At 60.6% G+C, this 18,271-nt stretch carries 15 protein-coding genes; 12 read left to right on the forward strand and 3 right to left on the reverse strand.

Annotation, left to right across the window (positions count from 1 at the left end):
* Positions 1-87 precede the first annotated feature (87 nt).
* Positions 88-1,125, reverse strand: coding sequence for a LacI family transcriptional regulator (locus VH564_RS15205; RefSeq protein WP_423340687.1), 1,038 nt, complete (start codon positions 1,123-1,125; stop codon positions 88-90).
* Positions 1,126-1,571: 446 nt separating this feature from the next.
* Here VH564_RS15205 and VH564_RS15210 point away from each other — a divergent pair, with 446 nt between their 5' ends.
* From VH564_RS15210 to VH564_RS15255, 10 genes are all read left to right on the forward strand, one after another.
* Positions 1,572-2,810, forward strand: a complete 1,239-nt coding sequence (locus tag VH564_RS15210) for an ABC transporter substrate-binding protein (protein WP_423340688.1) — start codon at positions 1,572-1,574, stop codon at positions 2,808-2,810.
* A gap of 64 nt (positions 2,811-2,874) precedes the next feature.
* Complete coding sequence (locus VH564_RS15215; RefSeq protein ID WP_423340689.1) at positions 2,875-3,771, forward strand: carbohydrate ABC transporter permease; 897 nt, start codon at positions 2,875-2,877, stop codon at positions 3,769-3,771.
* Positions 3,764-4,702, forward strand: coding sequence for a carbohydrate ABC transporter permease (locus VH564_RS15220; protein ID WP_423340690.1), 939 nt, complete (start codon positions 3,764-3,766; stop codon positions 4,700-4,702). The genes VH564_RS15215 and VH564_RS15220 overlap by 8 nt, the downstream gene beginning before the upstream one ends.
* Positions 4,703-4,704: 2 nt before the next feature.
* Positions 4,705-5,796 (forward strand): ABC transporter ATP-binding protein, encoded by a 1,092-nt coding sequence (locus tag VH564_RS15225; protein ID WP_423340691.1) that lies wholly within the window; start codon positions 4,705-4,707, stop codon positions 5,794-5,796.
* A 200-nt stretch (positions 5,797-5,996) separates the two neighbouring features.
* Positions 5,997-8,453, forward strand: a complete 2,457-nt coding sequence (locus VH564_RS15230) for a beta-mannosidase (protein ID WP_423340692.1) — start codon at positions 5,997-5,999, stop codon at positions 8,451-8,453.
* 83 nt (positions 8,454-8,536) lie between these two features.
* Complete coding sequence (locus VH564_RS15235; protein ID WP_423340693.1) at positions 8,537-9,298, forward strand: sugar phosphate isomerase/epimerase family protein; 762 nt, start codon at positions 8,537-8,539, stop codon at positions 9,296-9,298.
* A gap of 14 nt (positions 9,299-9,312) precedes the next feature.
* The gene (locus tag VH564_RS15240) at positions 9,313-10,446 is read left to right on the forward strand and encodes a Gfo/Idh/MocA family protein (protein WP_423340694.1); all 1,134 of its coding nucleotides are present in this window, start codon (positions 9,313-9,315) and stop codon (positions 10,444-10,446) included.
* Between the two features lie 68 nt (positions 10,447-10,514).
* On the forward strand, positions 10,515-11,546 hold the full coding sequence (gene mgrA, locus VH564_RS15245; RefSeq protein ID WP_423340695.1) for an L-glyceraldehyde 3-phosphate reductase: 1,032 nt from the start codon (positions 10,515-10,517) through the stop codon (positions 11,544-11,546).
* Between the two features lie 85 nt (positions 11,547-11,631).
* The gene (locus tag VH564_RS15250) at positions 11,632-13,242 is read left to right on the forward strand and encodes a glycoside hydrolase family 43 protein (RefSeq protein WP_423340696.1); all 1,611 of its coding nucleotides are present in this window, start codon (positions 11,632-11,634) and stop codon (positions 13,240-13,242) included.
* Between the two features lie 144 nt (positions 13,243-13,386).
* Complete coding sequence (locus VH564_RS15255) at positions 13,387-13,692, forward strand: RcnB family protein (RefSeq protein ID WP_423340697.1); 306 nt, start codon at positions 13,387-13,389, stop codon at positions 13,690-13,692.
* A 209-nt stretch (positions 13,693-13,901) separates the two neighbouring features.
* On the opposite strand, the gene VH564_RS15260 is transcribed toward VH564_RS15255, so the two are convergent.
* The gene (locus VH564_RS15260) at positions 13,902-14,450 is read right to left on the reverse strand and encodes an isochorismatase family protein (RefSeq protein WP_423340698.1); all 549 of its coding nucleotides are present in this window, start codon (positions 14,448-14,450) and stop codon (positions 13,902-13,904) included.
* A gap of 50 nt (positions 14,451-14,500) precedes the next feature.
* A complete protein-coding gene (locus VH564_RS15265) occupies positions 14,501-14,776 on the reverse strand; it encodes a hypothetical protein (protein ID WP_423340699.1) in 276 nt (91 codons plus the stop codon).
* Here VH564_RS15265 and VH564_RS15270 point away from each other — a divergent pair.
* On the forward strand, positions 14,775-15,632 hold the full coding sequence (locus tag VH564_RS15270; RefSeq protein ID WP_423340700.1) for a helix-turn-helix domain-containing protein: 858 nt from the start codon (positions 14,775-14,777) through the stop codon (positions 15,630-15,632). The two genes, VH564_RS15265 and VH564_RS15270, sit on opposite strands and share 2 nt — an antisense overlap.
* Positions 15,629-18,217, forward strand: a complete 2,589-nt coding sequence (locus VH564_RS15275) for an HWE histidine kinase domain-containing protein (protein WP_423340701.1) — start codon at positions 15,629-15,631, stop codon at positions 18,215-18,217. Before VH564_RS15270 ends, VH564_RS15275 begins: the two co-directional genes overlap by 4 nt.
* The last annotated feature ends 54 nt before the right edge of the window (positions 18,218-18,271 follow it).

An 18,271-nucleotide genomic window follows, 5' to 3' on the forward strand; every position in this document is an offset into this window, starting at 1 on the left:
CCAGCCACTCCGTAGTCACACTCAACGGCCCGTCGCAGATTGCGGCGGGCTTTTTCATTGGCAGTGTCAGCCTGAGTTGTAATGCGCTTAATGGTCCGGCCAGACAGGCGGGCTGATGCTCTGCAACTGCGCGGGATCGACACCATCGATGCTGCGGATCAGAGAACGGGCAAGTTCGCGGCCGGCATGGCGGACATCCTCGTAGACGGTGATGATTTCCGGCCGAATCCAGTTGAGAATGTGGGTCGATTGCTTGGCGACCATGTCGACGTCCTTGCCAAGCCGCAGGCCGGCGGCCTCGATGCCGGCATTGAGCGCAATGGCGCCGCCGCCGGCAGCGGAGACGATGCCATCCGGGGGATTGGCGGACCGCATCAGCCGCTCGGTGGCGTTGCGGATGTCGGCAAGCGGCGCGTCGATGGTGATGCGTAGCGGCACCTCCTCGGCGCCGTATTGCGCAAGCCCGGCCTGGAAGCCGAGGCGGGTGTGGGTGTAGTAAGTCAACCGGCCTGGCGGCGACAGGAGGGCGATGCGCCGGCGTCCCTTGGCCACCAGTGCCCGAACCGCTTCCTTGGCGAACCGCTCATTGTCGAAATCGTGGAACGGATGGACGATGCCCATCTCCGTGCGTCCATGGGCGACAAAGGGGAGGTTGCGTTCCGAAAGCAGACGGACGCGGGGATCGTCCGGTTCGGTCCGCGAGATGATCACGCCGTCGGCGGAATCGGTATCCAAGATATAGCGCACGGGAACCATCGGGTCCTTGCTGTGCGAGTAGGGTGTCACCACCAGGTGATACGGGGTGCCAGCCAGCACTTCCGTGATGCCGAACATCATCTGGCTGGTGAATCCGAGGATTTCCTCGTCGATGCTGAGCACCAGCGCAATGACGTTGGTCTTTCCTGTCCGCAGGCGCACGCCGGCGCGGTTTGGCTGGTAGCCGAGCTGGCTCGCAACCAGCCTCACCCGCGCCTTCGTCTCGGCACCAATATCGGGAGCATCCTTCAAGGCGCGCGAGACGGTGGTGACGCCAAGGCCTGTCATGTAGGCGATCGTCTTCAGCGTCGGACGTTCGCGTGGGCTTGCAGCCGGTCGATCCTCGTCTGATGTGTTGTTGTTATCCATACCGTCCCAGCGCCGTTTTCCGCTGTATGCCATAATGCGCCTGTCACCTTACCGCAAGCATGGGCGGTCGCGCGAAAAACCCATCGTCCGCATTGAAACTGTAACGATACAGTTCTTTTGTCGAGACATTTTTGAGATGCGCTGGTGGGTGCGTGTAAAATCTCGAAAATCTTGTGCGGTGCCGCAAAAATATGCGGAGAGGCTAGTTTCCCCTATAAATCAAGGGCGACGACGATAGAAAAGGCAACGAAAACAACGATTATGCTCACGCAACTATAGATCCGCGCAATTGCTCATAAAATGGTCAAAAATGGAAGCGTCGCATATTTTCCGTTCAAAATCATCGTTCTAACGCTTTTGGCAAAAAACTTCCGGCAAGGCGGTTGCGCCTTCAAATCGATTGCTCTACGTTTTTACTGTAACGTTTCAGTGAGGGAGGAGAACTCATGAATATGCGTTTGTTGACGGTCGCCATGCTGGCTTCCGTGGCGCTTTCTGCCGTTTCGGCGCAGGCGACCGATCTCGAAGTCACCCATTGGTGGACGTCCGGCGGGGAGGCTGCGGCGGTCAAGGAATTTGCCAAGGCATTCGATGCGACAGGCAACCATTGGGTGGACGGTGCCATTGCCGGTTCCGGCGACACGGCCCGGCCAATCATGATCAGCCGCATCACCGGCGGCAAACCAATGGCCGCGACCCAGTTCAACCACGGTCGCCAGGCCGAGGAACTCGTTCAGGCCGGCCTGATGCGCGATCTCGACGATGTCGCCACCAAGGAAAACTGGAAAGCGGTCATCAATCCGCCGTCGCTGCTCGAAGGCTGCACGGTCGACGGCAAGATCTACTGCGTCCCTGTCAATATTCACGCCTGGCAGTGGCTGTGGCTGTCGAACGCCGCCTTCGAAAAGGCCGGCGTGGCTGTTCCGAAGAACTGGGACGAGTTCGTCGCGGCCGGTCCCGCGCTGCAGAAAGCCGGCATTCTTCCGCTCGCGCTTGGTCAGCAGTCGTGGCAGGTCACCGGTCTGTTCAACAACCTGCTTCTGGCCCAAGGCGGCAAGGATCTGTATCTGAAGGTCTATCAGGACAAGGACGCCAAGGCTGCGGCGGGACCTGAAATGGCCAAGATCTTCAAGGCCGCCGACGATGCCCGCAAGCTCGCCAAGGGCTCGAACGTGCAGGATTGGAACCAGGCGACCAATCTGGTGATAACAGGCAAGGCTGGCGCGCAGTCGATGGGCGATTGGGCACAGGGCGAGTTCCAGGTGGCCAACCAGGTTGCCGGCAAGGATTACACCTGCCTCGTCGATCTCGGTGCCGCTGATCCTTATATCAGCACGGGCGGCGATTCGATCTATTTCCCGAAGCTGGCCGACGCCGACCAATCCAAGGCGCAGGAGGTACTTGCTTCGGTCATGATGTCGCCTTCCGCGCAGCTTGCCTTCAACCTGAAGAAGGGCTCCATGCCGGTCCGTGGCGATGTCGATCTGACCTCTGCCAATGACTGCATGAAGAAGGGTCTTGCCGTTCTGAAGAAGGGCAACGTCGTCAAGAGCACGGACGAGCTGATCACGCCGGATACCACGACCCAGCTCAACAACCTGATGACGCAGTTCTTCAACGACGCCAGCATCACGCCGGAAAGTGCGCAGAAGAGCTATGCCGAAATCATTGGCAGCGCTGACTAAGCCTGCTTTGGTGCCGGCCCCGAGGGGCCGGCAGCTTATCCCGAGACAGGATTGCGAGGCCCCTATGCCCCAAAATGCCCGCCCGCGGCAGCTTTTCAGGAATCTCAACGCCAAGATTGCCTCCATCCCGATGATCCTGACGGCGCTCTGCGTCTTCGTCGGTGGAACGATCTGGACGGTCGTCTACTCCTTCACCAACTCGAAGCTTTTGCCCCGGCTGAATTTTGTCGGACTGGACCAGTACCACCGTCTCTGGACGACGCAGCGCTGGCTGATTTCGATCGAGAACCTGGCGATCTATGGGATTTTGTCGCTGATCTTCAGCCTGCTGATCGGCTTCATGCTGGCCGCGCTGATGGACCAGAAGATCCGCTTTGAGAATACCTTCCGGACGATCTTTCTCTATCCCTTCGCCATGTCCTTCATCGTCACCGGCCTCGTCTGGCAGTGGATTCTCAACCCGGAATTCGGCATCCAGCACATCGTCCGCGGCTTCGGCTTTTCGACCTTCACCTTCGATCCGCTCTACAACCAGAGCATCGTCATCTACGGCGTCCTGATTGCCGGCCTGTGGCAGGGCACGGGGTTGATCATGTGCCTGATGCTTGCCGGCCTGCGCGGTATCGACGAGGACATCTGGAAGGCGGCGAGGGTGGACGGCATACCGACGTGGAAGACCTATCTGCTCATCATCATCCCGATGATGCGCCCGGTCTTCATCACCACGCTCGTCATCATCACCAGCGGCATCGTCAAGCTCTACGATCTCGTGGTGGCGCAGACCGGCGGCGGGCCCGGCATCGCGTCCGAGGTGCCGGCCAAATATGTCTACGACCTTATGTTTCTGGCCCAGAACCTCGGCCAGGGTTTCGCGGCCTCGACGATGATGCTGCTCTCAGTGCTCATCGTCGTCATTCCCTGGGCCTATCTCGAATTCGGTGGAGGGCGCAAGCATGCCTGAGGTTCTCGCTGTCAATCAACTGGATACCGGCACGGCTGCGACGCGGACGATGTCTGGTCCGAGCGGTGCAAAGCCCCGGCGGATCGTCTCGCCCCGCAACATCATGCTCTATGGCACGCTTTTCGTGGTCGCCGCCTATTACATGCTGCCGCTCTACGTGATGATCGTGACGTCGCTAAAGGGGATGCCGGAGATCCGGCTCGGCAACATCTTCTCGCCGCCGATGGAAATCACCTTCGAGCCCTGGGTTAAGGCCTGGTCGTCTGCCTGCACCGGGCTGAACTGCGACGGCTTGAGCCGTGGGTTCTGGAACTCGGTCCGGATCGCCGTGCCCTCGGTGATCATCTCGATCGCCATTGCCTCGGTCAACGGCTATGCGCTGGCGAACTGGAGCTTCAAGGGCGCGCAGCTCTTCTTCACCATCCTGATCTTCGGGGCCTTCGTTCCCTACCAGGTCATGCTCTATCCGATCGTCATCATGCTGCGCTCGATCGGGCTTTACGGCTCGCTGACGGGATTGATCCTGGTGCATTCCGTGTTCGGCATGCCGATCCTGACGCTCCTGTTCCGCAATTACTTCACATCGCTGCCGCAGGAGCTGTTCAAGGCGGCGCGCGTCGACGGGGCAGGGTTCTGGGGCATCTATTTCAAGATCATGCTGCCGATGTCCCTGCCGATCTTCGTCGTCGCGATGATCCTGCAGGTGACGGGGATCTGGAACGACTTCCTGTTCGGGGTCGTCTACACGACGCCCGACCTCTATCCGATGACGGTGCAGCTCAACAACATCGTCAACTCCGTCCAGGGGGTCAAAGAGTACAACGTCAACATGGCGGCGACGATCCTGACGGCGCTCGTTCCGTTGACCGTCTATTTCGTCTCGGGACGGCTTTTCGTCCGGGGTATCGCCGCTGGCGCAGTGAAGGGTTGATCATGAATTCCAGTGTTTCCATCCGCGATTTGTCGCTCAATTTCGGCGCGGTCAATGTCCTGCAGAACCTCAATATCGAGATCGAGGACGGCGAGTTCCTGGTGCTGCTCGGATCGTCCGGCTGCGGCAAGTCGACACTTCTGAACTGCATCGCTGGCCTCCTCGACATTTCGGAAGGCCAGATCTTCATCAAGGGCAAGAACGTCACCTGGGAGGAGCCAAAGGACCGTGGCATCGGCATGGTGTTCCAGTCCTATGCGCTCTATCCGCAGATGACGGTCGAGAAGAACCTGTCCTTCGGTCTGCGCGTGGCGCGGCTGCCCAAGCCAGAGATCGAAAAGCGCATAGCAAGGGCCGCCGAGATCCTGCAGATCCAGCCGCTGCTGAAGCGCAAGCCGGCAGAGCTCTCGGGCGGCCAGCGCCAGCGCGTCGCCATCGGCCGTGCCCTGGTGCGCGACGTCGATGTGTTCCTGTTCGATGAACCGCTGTCCAATCTCGATGCCAAGCTGCGCTCGGAATTGCGGGTCGAAATCAAGCGCCTGCACCATGCCTTGAAGAACACGATGATCTACGTCACCCACGATCAGATCGAGGCCCTGACGCTCGCCGATCGCATCGCCATCATGAAGAACGGCGTCATCCAGCAGCTCGACGATCCGACGACGATCTACAACGCCCCGCGCAGCCTGTTTGTCGCCGGCTTCATCGGCTCTCCGTCGATGAATTTCCTGCACGGCGAATTGGTGGAGCGGAACGGCAAGGTTGTCTTTGCCACCGATGGCGTCACCTTCTCGCTCGAGGGCTACGCTGCCGCTGAAAAGCTTGAGGCGGGCCGCAAGGTGGTCCTCGGCCTCCGCCCCGAGCATATCGGCGTCAATGAGCCTGCAGCAGCCAACGCCGAAGTCCATGATGCGGTTGTCGACATCGAGGAACCGATGGGGGCCGACAATCTCCTTTGGATCAAGCATGCGGGGCACACCATGTCGGTCCGCATCAATGGCGCGCGGCGCTTTGCACCGGGTGCGCCGATCAAGCTGGTCTTCGACATGTCGGTCGCCTCGCTGTTCGATGCGACGACGGAACTGCGGATCTAGCAATGAGTGCTTACTGCGGCCATCGGGCACCTCGTGGGCGTTCACGCGTGCCCGCCACTGGAATCCCGCCATGGCGAGCCTGCGCCGTGCAAGGTCCGTCCGGGCAGCGGGATCGATGCGCCGCAGACGGGCGAACCATGACCGGCACTGGACGTTGGTTGAAGCAAAGCGGCTTCAGCGGATAATTGGGAATTGACGGCATGACTGACGCAACAAATCCACTCGATCTCGCCGGCTCATGGCGACTGACATCACCGGGCAGTGACCACGACGTCGCGATGGCCGTTCCCGGTGACGTTCACTCGGCACTGCAGGCGGCCGGCGTCATCGCCGATCCCTATGTCGGGCGCAACGAGGAGGTCGTGCAATGGGTGGCGCACCGCGACTGGGTTCTGCAGCGGGATTTCGTGGTCGATGACATCGACGGCGACTGGTATCTCGATCTCGACTACCTGGACACGGTGGCGACCGTCTTCGTCAATGACGTGGTCGTGCTCGAGGCAGACAATTGCTTCCGTCGCTACCGGCCCGATATATCCAAGGCGCTGCGGCCCGGCCAGAACAGCATCCGTATCCTGCTGCATTCGAGCATCGCCACCGGCGCGGCGCTCCAGGAAAAGCAGCCCTTCTACATTCCCTACCACCCCGGCAACTCGCCCATTGCCAACGGCAATATGCTGCGCAAGCCGCAAAGCCACTTTGGCTGGGACTGGAACATTGCCATCGCGCCGCTCGGGCTCTACGGCACCATCACGCTGAACCGGCTGGAGACCGCCCGGATCGAGAGCGTGACGACGCGGCAGGTGCACAACGACGACGGCACCATCGACCTGCTGGTGACGACGACGCTCTATGCCAGCCGGCAGGGCGTGGCGCAGTTGTTTCTTGCGCTGGATGCGGAACGCCTGCGGCTCGATTGCGGCGTGGCGGCAGGCGAGACCGTCATCACCCACGTCTTCCACATCGAGCAGCCGAGGCTCTGGTGGCCCGCCGGCAGCGGCGAACAGGCGCTCTACGAGCTATCGGTCGAAACCGGTATCGAAGTCGTGACGCGACAGATCGGGCTACGCACCGTCGAGCTGATCACTGACAAGGACGAGGCCGGCAGCCGCTTTGCCTTCAGGGTCAATGGTCGGGAAATCTTCTGCCGGGGAGCCAACTGGATCCCCGCCGACGCGCTGTTTTCGCGCTCGAGCCGGGAAAAGACCGAGGACCTGCTGCAGTCGGCCGCCGACGTGCACATGAACATGATCCGGGTCTGGGGCGGCGGTTTCTACGAAGCCGACTGGTTCTACGACATCTGCGACCGGCTCGGGCTGATGGTCTGGCAGGATTTCATGTTTGCCTGCAATCTCTATCCATCGACCGGCGACTTCCTCGACAATGTCGCCGTGGAGGTCAGCTATCAGGTGAAGCGCCTGGCGAGCCATCCGTCCATCGCGCTCTGGTGCGGCGACAACGAGATTGTCGGCGCGCTGACCTGGTTCGACGAGTCCCGCAAGGATCGCGACCGATACCTCGTCTCCTACGACAGGCTGAACCGGACGATCGAGCAGGCCATGAAGCAGGCGGCGCCCGATGCCATCTGGTGGCCGTCGAGCCCCGCTTCGGGCTATCTCGATTTCGGCGATGCCTGGCATGCCGACGGCTCCGGCGACATGCATTACTGGTCGGTCTGGCACGAGAACAAGAGTTTCGACAACTACCGCTCGGTCCGCCCGCGATTTTGCTCCGAGTTCGGTTTCCAGTCCTACACCTCGCTGCCGGTCATTCAGACCTATGCCGAGCCCAAGGACATGAACGTCGCATCGCCGGTCATGGAATTGCACCAGAAGAATGCCGGCGGCAACGAGCGGATTGCGGCGACGATGTTCCGCTATTTCCGCTTTCCGAAGGATTTCGCCAATTTCGTCTATCTGAGCCAGATCCAGCAGGCGCTCGCCATCCGGACGGCGGTCGACTACTGGCGCTCGCTGAAACCCCATTGCATGGGAACGATCTACTGGCAGCTGAACGACACCTGGCCCGTCGCCTCCTGGTCGAGCCTCGACTATGGCGGCCGCTGGAAGGCTATGCACTATATGGTCCGGCGCTTTTTCCAGCCGGTGGCCGTAGCGGCGATCCCGTCCGAGGACAACGCGTCCATTCGCATGTCGGTCGTCAACGACACGCTTGACGAGGTCAGCGTCGATCTGGCGTTGCATATTATCACCATGTCGGGCGAGGTTCGCCCCCTGACGACGGTGCAGGCGATCTGCGGGCCCGACGCAGCGGTGGTGGCAACCGAAATCCGCGCCGATGCCATTCCGGCCGGCTGCCTACTCGGGTGGACGTTCACGGCGTCGAACGGCATGGGCGGGCAGGGACACCACGTTATCGGAACCTACAAGGCGCTGGAGCTGGAGCCCTCCGGTCTCAGCGTGCGCCGAGAAGAGCGCGAGGAGGACGGCACCGTCGAGCTGACCGTCACCGCCAGCGGTCTGGCGCTGTTGGTCATGATCGAAAGCGCGACGGACGGGCGCTACTCCGACAACGCCTTCGACCTTACTGCCGGTGAGACACGCCGCATCGTCTTCACACCATCGACGCCGCTTGCCGGCGGTGCGCTGCCGGAGTTCCGTTTCTACGATCTGCAGTCCTGCCAGTCGCTGGACTGAACTATAACGCCGCTTACGACAGCGGCATCCGTCCGGCGCGGGCCGGTCGGTGACAGGCCATCAGGCCATTGGAGGAGAAAGCAATGACGACACTTGGTTTTCAGCTTTACAGCGCGCGCGAATTCCAGCCTTTTTCAGAGGTTTTCGCGAAGCTCGCCAAGGCCGGCTACAAGGAGGTCGAGGGCTATGGCGCCATGTATGCGGCGCTGGATGACGCCGCCCTCAAGGCCATGCGCGCCGATCTCGACAGCAATGGCCTGACCATGCCGACCGGCCATTTCGGGCTGGACATGCTCGAAGGTGATCCGGAGCGGGCGATAGACATTGCCGGGACGCTGGGCATCGAGGCAATCTACGCCCCACATATCATGCCCGACCAGCGGCCAACGGATGCAGAGGGTTGGCATGCTTTCGGCGCTCGGCTGGAAAAGGCCAAGGTGCCGTTCAAATATGCCGGCCTCGATTTCGGCTGGCACAACCACGACTTCGAGTTCGTGGCCCTTCCGGACGGCTCCCTGCCGATCGAGCATATCTTTACCGGCGGCCCCAGCCTTTCATGGGAAGCCGATCTTGCCTGGGTTGCCCGCGGTGGCGCCGACCCACTGCACTGGATCAAGACCTATGGCCCGCGCATCACCGCCGTGCACGTCAAGGATGTCGCGCCGGAGGGTGAAAACAAGGACGAGGGCGGCTGGGCCGATGTCGGACACGGCACGCTCGACTGGGCGGGGCTGATGGCGGCTCTGAAATCCACCAAGGCCCGCCACTTCATCGTCGAACATGACAATCCGAATGATCTCGACCGCGTGATCACGCGCTCGATCGCATCCTTCAAGACCTATTGAGCGGAGGGCTGACCATGGCCAAGGAACTCGGTGTCGGCATCATCGGATGCGGCAATATCTCCACCACCTATTTCTCGCTGTCGCCGCTGTTCAAGGGATTGAAGGTGCTTGCCTGCGCCGACATCAACATGAATGCCGCCGAGATCAGGGCCGAAGAATACGGGGTCAGGGCGCAGACGATCGACGATCTGCTCGCCAACGACGATCTCGACGTGATCGTCAACCTGACCATCCCGGATGCGCATTTTGCCGTTTCCAAGCGTATCCTGGAGGCCGGCAAGCACGTCTATTCGGAAAAGCCGCTGGTGCTGACGCTGGAGGAGGGCGAAACCTTGCGGCGTCTGGCCAAGGAGAAGAACCTTGCCGTCGGCTGCGCCCCGGACACGTTTCTGGGTGGCGCGCACCAGCTGGCGCGCAAGTTCATCGATGACGGCGGCATCGGCCGGATCACCTCCGGCACCTGCCATGTGATGAGCCCCGGCATGGAGATGTGGCATCCCAATCCGGACTTCTTCTTCCTGCCGGGGGCGGGGCCGGTCCTCGACCTCGGGCCCTACTACGTTGCCGACCTCATCAACCTGATCGGGCCGGTCAAGCGCGTCGGGGCGATGACCTCGATGGCGTCGGAGACCCGCACGATCACCAGCCAGCCGCGTCATGGCGAGATCATTCCGGTGAAGACGCCGACGACCATCCAGGCGCTGCTGGAATTCGTCAGCGGTGCCACCATCACGCTGACCGCCAGCTGGGATGTCTGGTCGCATCGGCATGGCAGCATCGAGCTCTACGGCACGGAAGGTTCGCTCTACGTGCCCGACCCGAATTTCTTCGGCGGGACTGTCGAAGCCAGCGGCCGCGACAAGGACATCCGCGCGCTCGATGCCTGGGAGCACCCTTTTGGCATCGCCAACCAGGAAAGCCCCCAGGGACCGCGCGCCAATTACCGTACCGCCGGGCTTGCCGACATGGCGGCAGCGCTGATCGATGGCCGGGATGCCCGCTGCTCGCTCGACCGGACGCTGCACGGCGTCGACGTGATGACCTCGATCCTGAGATCGGGAGAGGAAAATCGCTTCATCGACCTGACGACGACCTGCAGCCAGCCGGCGGCGCTCGGCATCGAAGAGGCGCAGGCGCTCTTGAAGTAAAGCCGGCAGCCACTATTGTCCTCGCGCGGCCCGGAAGGCCCGCGTTTCAGTATGGGAGAGATTTTGCGATGAGCTGGCAACCGGCGGAAGACCGCTATTCGAAGATGAAGTATAACCGCACCGGGCGCTCCGGGCTGAAGCTGCCGGCCGTTTCCTTGGGTCTCTGGCACAATTTCGGTGGCGACACGCCGCACGACCGCAAGGTCGACATGTGCCGGACCGCCTTCGATCTCGGCATCACCCATTTCGACCTCGCCAACAATTACGGCCCGCCTCCAGGCTCGGCCGAAACCGCCTTCGGCGAAATCCTGAGGACCGATTTCGCCGGACTTCGTGACGAATTGATCATCTCTTCGAAAGCCGGCTATGACATGTGGCCGGGTCCCTACGGCGAATGGGGCAGCCGCAAATATCTGGTTGCCTCCTGCGACCAGAGCCTGAAGCGCATGGGTCTCGACTATGTCGATATCTTCTACTCACACCGCTTCGATCCCGAAACGCCGCTTGAAGAAACCTGCGGCGCGCTCGACTATATCGTCCGTTCCGGCCGGGCGCAGTATGTCGGCATCTCGTCCTACAATTCGCAGCGGACGCGCGAGGCTGCCGACATCCTGAAGTCGCTCGGCACGCCCTGCCTCATCCACCAGCCAAGCTACTCGATGCTCAACCGCTGGATCGAGGACGATAAGCTGCTCGACACGCTGGATGAGGTCGGCATGGGCTCGATCGTCTTTTCGCCCCTGGCCCAGGGCATGCTGACGACGAAGTATCTGAACGGTATCCCGGACGACAGCCGCGCCGCGCAGGACCATTTCCTGAAGAAGGACTTCATCCGTCCGTCGATCCTCGACAACATCCGCAAGCTGAACGGCATCGCCGAGAAGCGTGGCCAGACCTTGGCACAGATGGCGATCGCCTGGACCCTTCGTGGCGGCCGCGTGACCTCGGCATTGATCGGCGCCAGCCGCTCGTCGCAGATCGCCGACTGCGTGGCGGCCCTCGACAATGCCGAGTTTACCGCCGAGGAGCTGGCGGAGATCGACGTCTATGCCAAGGAAGCCGATATCAATCTCTGGGCGAAGTCCGCCGAGCGCGAATAGTCACTCCTCGGTGGCGTGCGCTACATAGCCTGAAAAGATGCGCCGCTCCAAAGCGGCGCGTCAATTGCCTTGGAGGAGGTCGACAATGATACACAATCCGATTTTGCCCGGTTTCAATCCGGACCCGTCCATCTGCAGGGTCGGGGAGGACTATTATATCGCCACCTCGACCTTCGAATGGTATCCCGGAGTGCAGATCCACCATTCCCGCGATCTGGTGAACTGGACGCTTATCCGCCGCCCACTCGAGCGCCAGTCGCAGCTCGACATGCGCGGCAACCCCGACAGCTGCGGCATCTGGGCGCCATGCCTGTCCCATGCCGACGGGCAGTTCTGGTTGGTCTATACCGACGTCAAGCGTTACGACGGCAATTTCAAGGATGCCCACAACTACATCGTCACCTCCGCGACCATCGAAGGCGAATGGTCCGATCCCTTCTATGTCAACTCCTCGGGCTTCGATCCGTCGCTGTTCCACGACGCTGACGGCCGCAAATGGTTCGTCAACATGCAGTGGAACCACCGCAGCGAGAGCTTTGGCGGATCGCCGAAATCGCCGGCTTTTGACGGCATCCTGCTGCAGGAATGGGATGCGGCAAGCCGCTCGCTTGTTGGCCCCATCCGCAACATCTTCGCCGGCAGCCCGCTTGGCCTCGTTGAGGGTCCGCATCTGTTCCAGCGCGACGGCTGGTATTATCTCACCACCGCCGAAGGCGGCACGGGCTATGACCACGCCGTCACCATGGCGCGGTCCCGCGACATCGGCGGCCCCTACGAGATGCATCCGAACACCTATCTCATCACCGCCAAGGACCATCCGGAGGCAGCACTGCAGCGCGCCGGGCACGGCCAATATGTCGAGACGGCCGATGGAGGGGCCTATCACACCCATCTCTGCGGCCGGCCGCTTGCGCCGCATACCCGCTGCACGCTCGGTCGCGAAACCGCCTTGCAGAAATGCGTGTGGAAGGAGGACGGTTGGCTCTACCTCGAAAACGGTACCGTAGTCCCCGATGTCGAGGTGCCGGGCCTTGATGGCGCCGAACCGATCGAGAAACCGCGCCGCCGGGAGACCAATTTCGACGGTCCCGATCTGCCGGCGGATTTTCAATGGCTGCGCACGCCGAAGCCGGAGCGGATCTTCAGCCTGACCGAGCGACCAGGGCATTTGCGCCTGTTTGGGCGCGAGAGCATCGGCTCCTGGTTCGAGCAGTCCCTCGTCGCCCGCCGGCAGGAGCATCACCGCTTCCGGGCGGAAACAACCATCGACTTTTCGCCCGACACCTATCAGCAGGTCGCAGGTCTCACCCATTACTACAACCGCTTCAAGCTGCACGCGCTGGCCGTCACCCTTCACGAGACGCTCGGCCGTTGCCTGACCATCCTTTCCTGCGCCGGCGACTATCCCGACGGGAGGCTGAGCTTTCCGATCGGTGGCGGTGTCGCGGTGCCGGATGGGCGGCTGCAATTGTCGATGGAGGTGCGCGATAACGAGTTGCAGTTCTACTGGCAGGCCGAGGGGATGGGCGCATGGCAGGCCATCGGCCCTGTGCTTGACGCGGGCGTGATCTCGGACGAGGGCGGGCGTGGTGAACATGGCTCCTTCACCGGCGCCTTCGCGGCCCTGTTTGCCTTCGACATCTCAGGGCGAGGCAAGCCCGCAGATTTCGACTGGTTCAATTACGATGTGCTGTAGGTAAGTCGCTCCGGCAGAGCGTTGCCTGCAGTCGGTCGAGCCCCCAAAGCTCCATTGCCAAAATTTAATATATTTGACGGCTAACCGTCATTTTTTTGAGATAAGGCTGCGCGGCAAAAAGACTGAAAGCCACGAGGAAATACCATGACGAAGTCGATCGCCGCACTGCTTGCCGCAGCATGCCTGCTTGCACCGCTGGCGACAGCGCATGCGGCGGCCAGCGCCGCGCCGCCCCCGAGGGACATCCATCGTCCCACTGAGCACAAGGGCAGTTGGACACGTGGCCATAGACTGTCGGCGTCCGACCGAAGACGCGCCGAGCCCTTCGACTATACCCGCTACCGCTTGAAAACGCCGCCGCATGGTTATCGCTGGGTCAAGATTGGCGGCAGCTTCCTGATGGTCGGGCTGACGAGCGGCCTTATCCTCAATGTGGTGGCGGCTCGATAGACCCAAGCCTTGTCTGGCCGTCGTAGCATGAGCCACAATTCCCGGGTTCAGCCTTGACGCGAAGGCGCACTCAGCGGGCGACCGCTGAAATCGGTCGCAGACGCCGCATTGTGCAATCGACTTTTCAGCGGAAATGCGTCTCGTTATTCGACGATCACGATGTATCGGGAAAATCGGAAGTCCGCGACGGAGTTTTGCGCCCGCAGTAATCATTCGCCAGGGGGAGCCATCATTTCGTGGCTGTCGACGACTTTGGCAAAATCGGATTTGAGATGGGCCATGGTGACGTCAAAAATCGCCCGGGCAGACAGATTTTCATCGGGAAGGTCGAAGCCCATGACGGCATCGCGGACCACGATCATTGTGAACCCGAGATCAGATCCAACCCGCACGGTCGTGTTTACACAGTAACCTGCAACGGCACCCGTAACGACGAGAGTCTCGATGTGATTGTCCCGGAGATAGCTTTCGATGCCGGTCGATGCAAAGGGCGATGACGTGCTTTTGACAAAAACGGGTTCGTCGGCAAGGGGTTCGATTTCCGGCATCACCCGTTGTGCTGGTGCGCCTGGATGCATCGGCGATGCCGGATCGGGGTCACCATGATGAACATGGATTACCGTCTCTCCGTCCCAACGAAATTTGGCAGCCAGCGCCGCGATCTTCACGATGGCATCGCCATGAACATGATCCCGACCGCCATCGAGGCGGTCCTGCATGAGCATCTGCATATCAATGATAACAAGAGCTATTTTCAAATCCGCGATCCCTTGGGCTCCGCAAGGCAATAGTCTTGCCGATCATGTTTCTACCTGCCGCGCAGCTCAGCATAGTTTCGGCTGTCCTGGGGCGCCAGGCCAGCCGAGCGATTGTCATCCATTTCCGTAAATTCCACGGCCTCACGAAGTGGGTGGCCAATCCCTCCTGGCGGCTTCCACTCAGTCTGTAAACCTGTGTTCCATGCCCCGAGCAGAAATCTCAGGTCCACGGTTTTGGAGGAATACGAATATTGCTTGGCAATAGCATTCTTGCTGTTTAAAATAGCAATATATGTTTTTATAAGCAAAATGAGATGTTTGCGCATGGGCTCACGTGCTACGGTCAGTCTGGAGTTCGTGGGTGATGCTTCAGTCCCATGGGTTAGGAAACCACGGGATTGGAATGGATTTTCGGCGGAGATTGTTGAGCTGCGCGAGGAGGCCTATGCGTTCAAATACGAAGGCTCCAGCCATTTCATGTGTCTGCACGATATTGTGCTGCGCGACGGCGAGCTGAGCATCAGCGGGCTGCCGACGCTGACCACGCGTGATCTGCGCGATACCGTCACATTCGTGCCGAAGGGTTGCACTGTCGAAGGCTGGTCCGATCCAGAGCGCCGAAAGAACAGCTTTGTCGCCATGTACTTCGATCCCGAGGCGATGCGTGAGGATCTCGGTTCAAAATATAACCGAAACGAGCCCGCGCCTTTCGCCTACTCCCGCGACCCGCACCTTCGTGCAACGCTGAGAAAGCTTGAAACGCTTCTGAAGACGCCCGAAGTCGACGAACTTCATGCTGAAAGCGTGTCGCTACTTGCGTCACTGGAAGTTTTCGGGGTCGCAGCGGACAGTCAGGGGCGTTTGTCTGATCGACAGGTGTCTATGGTCACCGACTTTGTGGAGGGCCATCTCCACGGTGAGATCAGCCTGGCCGACATGGCATCGGTTGCAGGGCTAAGCCGCTTCCACTTCTCGCGCGCTTTCAAAGCGACGACGGGTGAGAGTCCATATGCCTTCGTTCAAAGGCGTCGGATCGCTCGAGCAAGTAGTTTGTTGAAGAATAGTCCATTGCCGATCGATGCCATTGCATCATCGGTTGGATTTAACGGGTCTGTGCAATTCGCGCGCGCTTTTCGCGAAATCATGGGTATGCCGCCGTCGAAATACCGGGTGATGCGATGAGTTACGAGAATAGTGTACCAGAGACGAAGGGGCCGGGCCCCGATCTGACGTCCTGCGACAGGGAACCTATCACCCGGCACGAACGCATTCAGGACTTCGCTTTCCTCATCGCCCTGGCGAATGACTGGTCGGTGGTCAGAGTTTCCGAAAATATCGAAGATTTTCTGAAGGTAAAGCCCGAGGTCTTGCTGGGCGCGCGTCTCGATCCGTTTATCAGCGCCGTTGCCGTGCATGATATCAGAAACAGGCTATCGATCCTCGGAACGACGGGTGGCGAGCGGCTGTTCGGGATCAAGCTTGTCCAGGGAATGCCGCGCGTCGATCTGGCTATCCATTTCCAGGATGATCTCTTGATCATCGAGGGCGAACTGTCCAAAAAGGCGGAAAAGATGGAGGCCGCCTCCATGGTGCGCGCCATGGCAGCAAGGCTCACCAAGGCGCGCTCGACCGCCAGGTTTCACAGCGATGCCGCGCGGCAGGTTCTGGCGATCACCGGATTTGATCGCGTGATGATCTATGAGTTCGACAGCGAAGGGCATGGCGCGGTCACTGCGGAAGCCATCCGCGGAGGGATGGAGAGTTTTCTCGGCCTCCGCTATCCAGCGTCTGATATTCCGAGCCAAGCGCGGGCGCTGTATCTCAGGAACCCGTTCCGGATTATTGCAGACGTCGGCTCGCCCCCCGTTCAACTGCTGCCGCCCGTGGATGCGGTCACCAAGTCATTGGACCTGTCCATGGCTATCAGCCGCTCGGTTTCGCCCGTCCACATCGAATACCTCAAGAACATGGGTGTGGGCGCCTCTCTCTCCATATCAATCGTTGTTGAAGAGAAGCTGTGGGGTCTGATCGCCTGCCATTCCCGCGACCCGCGCTTGCCAAGCTTCATCATGCGAACTTCGGCAGAGTTGTTCGGCTCCATGTATTCCATGATGCTCGAAAGTCGACTGCGGCGTGGTGCCGGCGAAGATGAGCAGAAGGCCCGCTCCCTTGCTGATCGCCTCATCGTCATGATTGCCGGTGATGAGACCTTGCTGGAGAATGCCGGGTGGCTGCAGGACATGACGCGCGACATGATCGACTGCGACGGCGTCGGGATCTATCGTGCCGAACATGTCCATCTTCACGGTTCAACTCCGCCCGAGGAACAGGTGATTGCTCTCGCGCATCATCTGAATGCGGCATCTCCGAGCCGCGTCTATACCACTGACAATCTGGCTTCCGTCCACGCCCCATGCGCGCAGACATCCCATCTGGCCGCGGGTATGCTGGCGATACCGATCTCTCGCGTTCCTCGCGACTACATCATGCTGTTTCGCCGCGAGCGGCTTACGGAGATCAAATGGGGCGGCGATCCCACCAAGATGATGGAGCAAAGCGAGGACGGCCTTCGTTTGACACCGCGGAAGAGTTTTGCCGCATTTTCCGAGCTTGTGCGCGGGCGCGCCGCGCCCTTTTCCGGGCGCGAGGAGCGAATTGGGGAGGCTATTCGACAAGCCCTGATCGAAGTGATCCTTCGCTTTGCCAACGACGCCACGGAAGAGCGGCGGCGATCCACGGAACGGCAAGAACTGCTGATAGCGGAACTCAATCACCGGGTTCGCAACATTCTGGCCTTGATCAGAAGCCTGGTCACCAAGACCAGCCAGGCGAGCACCGACGTCTCCAGCTATGTCGAGTCGCTTGGGGGTAGGGTTCAAGCGTTAGCCCGCGCGCATGACAGGGTGACGAAACAGAGCTGGGGCCCCACGGGTCTGGCAGGGCTGTTCGAGGACGAGATCGCTGCCCATGACGCGACGAGCAGGCGGCTTACTTTGCATGGCCCCGAAGTTCAGTTGCACCCGCAGGCCATCTCGACCATGGCGCTTGTGGTGCACGAGCTGGTCACCAATTCCTGCAAGCATGGGGCGCTTTCTGCAGGCGGCCGTGTGGACGTCGCTGTGAGGGCCGTCGACGGAGAGGGCGTCTATATCGAGTGGCGGGAAACGGGCGGGCCCGCCGTGGTCGCCCCCACCCGACGGGGGTTCGGATCGGTCATTGTCGAACGAACGATCCCTTTCGATCTGCAGGGCACTGCAGAGGTCCGGTTCTTGATGCCGGGCGTGGAAGCTGATTTCTTCATTCCAGATCACCACGTTTTCGTCTCTGGAAAGGGCGCACCGTTCGGAACGGCCATCCGCCCTCGTTCCGCATCAACAGACGAAATACCATCCGAGCAGCCGTTGAGCGCCATGAACGTGCTTCTGCTGGAAGACAATATGCTTATCGCGCTTGAGGCCGAAGACATGTTGCGAGAGTTGGGGGCGGCCGATGTTTCAGTGGCCTCCACGATCGATGAGGCATCCCGCTACGTTGCGGATGAACGGTTCCACTTCGCCATGCTGGACATCAATGTGGGCCGGGGCACAAGCTTCGATCTGGCGAAAAAGCTCGAGGCGGCAGCGATACCGTTTATTTTTGCAACCGGCTACGGCGATCAGTTTGCCTTCAAGGCAGGTGCCACCCAGCAGATCGTCATCCAGAAACCTTACGAGCGGGAGCATCTCGCAAGAGCCATTCATCAAGCTCTGCAAAAGGTGAACAGCTAGTCCAGCCGGGAAGACGGTCTGCGCTGCTGCGACGACAGGCTGCCAATGCCGATT

It is taken from the genome of Rhizobium sp. HT1-10, from assembly GCF_049472505.1.
Taxonomy (GTDB): Bacteria; Pseudomonadota; Alphaproteobacteria; order Rhizobiales; family Rhizobiaceae; genus Rhizobium.

Excerpts from the sequence above, each read along its gene's own strand:
- VH564_RS15240 (WP_423340694.1), top strand. The coding sequence starts at position 9,313 with ATGGCCAAGGAACTCGGTGTCGGCATCATCGGATGCGGCAATATCTCC.
- VH564_RS15210 (WP_423340688.1), top strand. The coding sequence starts at position 1,572 with ATGAATATGCGTTTGTTGACGGTCGCCATGCTGGCTTCCGTGGCGCTT.
- VH564_RS15265 (WP_423340699.1), bottom strand. The coding sequence starts at position 14,776 with ATGCGCAAACATCTCATTTTGCTTATAAAAACATATATTGCTATTTTA.
- VH564_RS15250 (WP_423340696.1), top strand. The coding sequence starts at position 11,632 with ATGATACACAATCCGATTTTGCCCGGTTTCAATCCGGACCCGTCCATC.
- mgrA (WP_423340695.1), top strand. The coding sequence starts at position 10,515 with ATGAGCTGGCAACCGGCGGAAGACCGCTATTCGAAGATGAAGTATAAC.
- VH564_RS15230 (WP_423340692.1), top strand. The coding sequence starts at position 5,997 with ATGACTGACGCAACAAATCCACTCGATCTCGCCGGCTCATGGCGACTG.
- VH564_RS15275 (WP_423340701.1), top strand. The coding sequence starts at position 15,629 with ATGAGTTACGAGAATAGTGTACCAGAGACGAAGGGGCCGGGCCCCGAT.
- VH564_RS15255 (WP_423340697.1), top strand. The coding sequence starts at position 13,387 with ATGACGAAGTCGATCGCCGCACTGCTTGCCGCAGCATGCCTGCTTGCA.
- VH564_RS15225 (WP_423340691.1), top strand. The coding sequence starts at position 4,705 with ATGAATTCCAGTGTTTCCATCCGCGATTTGTCGCTCAATTTCGGCGCG.
- VH564_RS15220 (WP_423340690.1), top strand. The coding sequence starts at position 3,764 with ATGCCTGAGGTTCTCGCTGTCAATCAACTGGATACCGGCACGGCTGCG.
- VH564_RS15235 (WP_423340693.1), top strand. The coding sequence starts at position 8,537 with ATGACGACACTTGGTTTTCAGCTTTACAGCGCGCGCGAATTCCAGCCT.
- VH564_RS15215 (WP_423340689.1), top strand. The coding sequence starts at position 2,875 with ATGCCCCAAAATGCCCGCCCGCGGCAGCTTTTCAGGAATCTCAACGCC.
- VH564_RS15270 (WP_423340700.1), top strand. The coding sequence starts at position 14,775 with ATGGGCTCACGTGCTACGGTCAGTCTGGAGTTCGTGGGTGATGCTTCA.
- VH564_RS15205 (WP_423340687.1), bottom strand. The coding sequence starts at position 1,125 with ATGGATAACAACAACACATCAGACGAGGATCGACCGGCTGCAAGCCCA.